Genomic DNA, 2646 nt, shown 5'->3' on the forward strand with positions numbered 1-2646 from the left:
GCCCCGGCCGTTAGGGCTGAGGTCTCGAAGCCGTGCACGGCGCTGCACTTCGATACCTCAGTGCGAACGGAGGCAAAAAAAAAGAACCAGCGCTGGGGGACGCTGGCTCGAACCACTCACTTGGAATTACTTGACCTGCGCCTCGGTGTAGTACCCGCTGCCGATGAGCACCGGCTTCCAGTTGGAAGCGTCCACGCTCACCGGCTTCAGCAGGTACGAAGGCACGACCTTCACGCCGTTGTTGTAGGTCTTGGTGTCGTTGATGACGGGCTGCTTGCCGGCCAGAACCGCGTCGACCAGATCGACCGTTACCTTGGCCAGTTCACGCGTGTCCTTGAACACGGTGCTGTACTGCTCGCCAGCCATCATCGACTTGACCGACTGCACCTCGGCGTCTTGCCCGCTCACCACCGGAATGGGTTGTTTGGGTGTGCCGTAGCCCACGCCTTTCAGCGACGACAGGATGCCGATGGACAAGCCGTCATACGGGCTCAGCACCGCGTCGACACGGTGGCCGCTGTAAAAGGCCGACAGCAGGTTGTCCATGCGGGCCTGGGCCACGGCGCCGTCCCAGCGCAGGGTGCCCACCTTGTCCATGCCCATCTGCTTGCTGCGCACCACGAGCTTGCCGCTCTTGATGTAGGGGTCGAGCACCGACATGGCGCCGTTGTAGAAGAAGAAGGCGTTGTTGTCGTCGGGCGAACCGCCGAAGAGTTCGATGTTGAACGGGCCCTTGCCTTGTTTAAGGCCGAGCTTGTCGACGATGGAGCCGGCTTGCAGCACACCCACCTGGAAGTTGTCGAAGGTGGTGTAGTAGTCGACGTTCTTCGAGCCGCGAATCAGCCGGTCGTACGAAATGACCTTGATGCCCTTGTCGGCAGCCTTTTGCAGCGCGTCTGACAAGGTGGTGCCGTCGATGGCGGCGATCACCAGCACCTTCGAGCCTTTGGTGATCATGTTTTCGATCTGCGCGAGCTGGTTGGGGATGTCGTCATCCGCGTACTGCAGGTCAGGCTTGTAGCCCTTGGCCTGGAAGTACTTGACCATGCTGGCGCCGTCGGAGATCCAGCGGGCCGATGACTTGGTGGGCATCGAGATGCCGATGGTGCCCTTGTCTTGCGCCTGGGCCGCGGGCAGCAGCCCGGCCAGCCCAACGATGACGGCCGCGATGAATGTGTGAAGCTTCTGCATGTCTTGTCTCCGTTCTTGTGGATGGATCGGGCAGGTGACCACCGGGGCCTGCGGTCGCAAGCCCCGGCACCACCGCCCCGGCTTCGTGGGCCGAACCGATCGGTCTCGGGATCTGTACTCAGTACTTGCGCTTGGGGAATTCCTTGGCGGCCACTTCCATCGGGAAGATGCCCTCCTCGGTGACGATGCGCTTGGGGATGGTCTTGCCGGCGACCAGGTCTTTCACCGCCGTCATCAGCTGCGGGCCGAGCAGCGGGCTGCACTCGACCGACACATTCAGCTTGCCGGCGATCATGGCTTCGAAGGCGCCCTTCACCGCGTCGATCGAGATGATGGTGATGTCTTTCGCGGGCTTCATGCCGGCTTCTTCGATGGCCTGGATGGCGCCGATCGCCATGTCATCGTTGTGCGCATAGAGCACGTTGATCTTCTTGCCCTCGGCCTTCAGGAAGGCTTCCATCACTTCCTTGCCCTTGGCGCGGGTGAAGTCGCCGGTCTGCGAGCGGATCACCTTGAACTTGGGGTCGGCCTTGATGATTTCCTCGAAGCCCTTCTTGCGGTCGATCGCAGGCGCCGAGCCCACCGTGCCTTGCAGCTCGACGATGTTGACCGGGCCGGCCTGGCCCTTCATCTTGTCGACCAGCCAGCGGCCGGCCTTGCGGCCCTCTTCCACGAAGTCGGAGCCCATGAACGAGACCCACAGGCTGGTGTCTTTTTCATCGACCGCGCGGTCGGACAGGATCACCGGGATCTTGGCCGCCTTGGCCTCACGCAGCACCGTGCCCCAGCCCGATTCGACCACCGGCGAGAAGGCGATCACGTCGACCTTCTGCGCGATGAAGCTGCGGATGGCCTTGATCTGGTTCTCCTGCTTTTGCTGGGCATCGGAAAACTTGAGTTCGATGCCAGCTTCCTTGGCGGCCGACTTGATCGACTCGCTGTTGGCGGTGCGCCATTCGCTTTCGGCGCCGATCTGGCTGAAGCCCAGAACGATCTTCTTCTGGGCCAGCACGCTCAGCGGCCAGGTGCCCGCCAGCGATGCGGCGGCCATGGCCGCGAACAGGGTACGTCGTTGCAGTTTCTTCATTGAGATGTCTCCTCTAGCTGTTGTGAATTGGAGGTGGGTGGTCTTGGCGCCACGCGGTGAAATCGGTTTTCTTCTTGGGGCTTGATGTCAACGGTTGGGGAACTCTTTGGTCCGTTCGCACTGAGCTTGTCGAAGTGCTTGCAACGAGGTGCACGCCGGCTTCGACAGGCTCAGCCCGAACGGATTCTTTGGAAGGTTTTTCTTCGACAAACTGAGCTCCTCAAGCCAAGGTGTAGGCCGTCTTGACGGTGGTGTAGAACTCCGCGGCATAACGCCCCTGCTCGCGCGGGCCGTGGCTCGAGCCTTTGCGCCCGCCGAAAGGCACGTGGTAGTCGACGCCCGCCGTGGGCAGGTTGACCATCGCCATG

At 61.8% G+C, this 2646-nt stretch carries 3 protein-coding genes; all 3 read right to left on the reverse strand.

Annotation, left to right across the window (positions count from 1 at the left end; genetic code table 11):
- Positions 1–126 precede the first annotated feature (126 nt).
- The gene (gene chvE, locus RMO40_RS23040; RefSeq protein WP_309725936.1) at positions 127–1191 is read right to left on the reverse strand and encodes a multiple monosaccharide ABC transporter substrate-binding protein; all 1065 of its coding nucleotides are present in this window, start codon (positions 1189–1191) and stop codon (positions 127–129) included.
- Between the two features lie 118 nt (positions 1192–1309).
- Positions 1310–2278, reverse strand: a complete 969-nt coding sequence (locus RMO40_RS23045) for an ABC transporter substrate-binding protein (RefSeq protein WP_309725937.1) — start codon at positions 2276–2278, stop codon at positions 1310–1312.
- Positions 2279–2498: 220 nt separating this feature from the next.
- Positions 2499–2646, reverse strand: a 148-nt coding sequence (locus RMO40_RS23050) for an aldehyde dehydrogenase family protein (RefSeq protein ID WP_309725938.1), incomplete at its 5' end; no start/stop codon positions are given.

The sequence above is a fragment of the Rhizobacter sp. genome, from assembly GCF_031412075.1.
Classification (GTDB): domain Bacteria; phylum Pseudomonadota; class Gammaproteobacteria; order Burkholderiales; family Burkholderiaceae_C; genus Rhizobacter.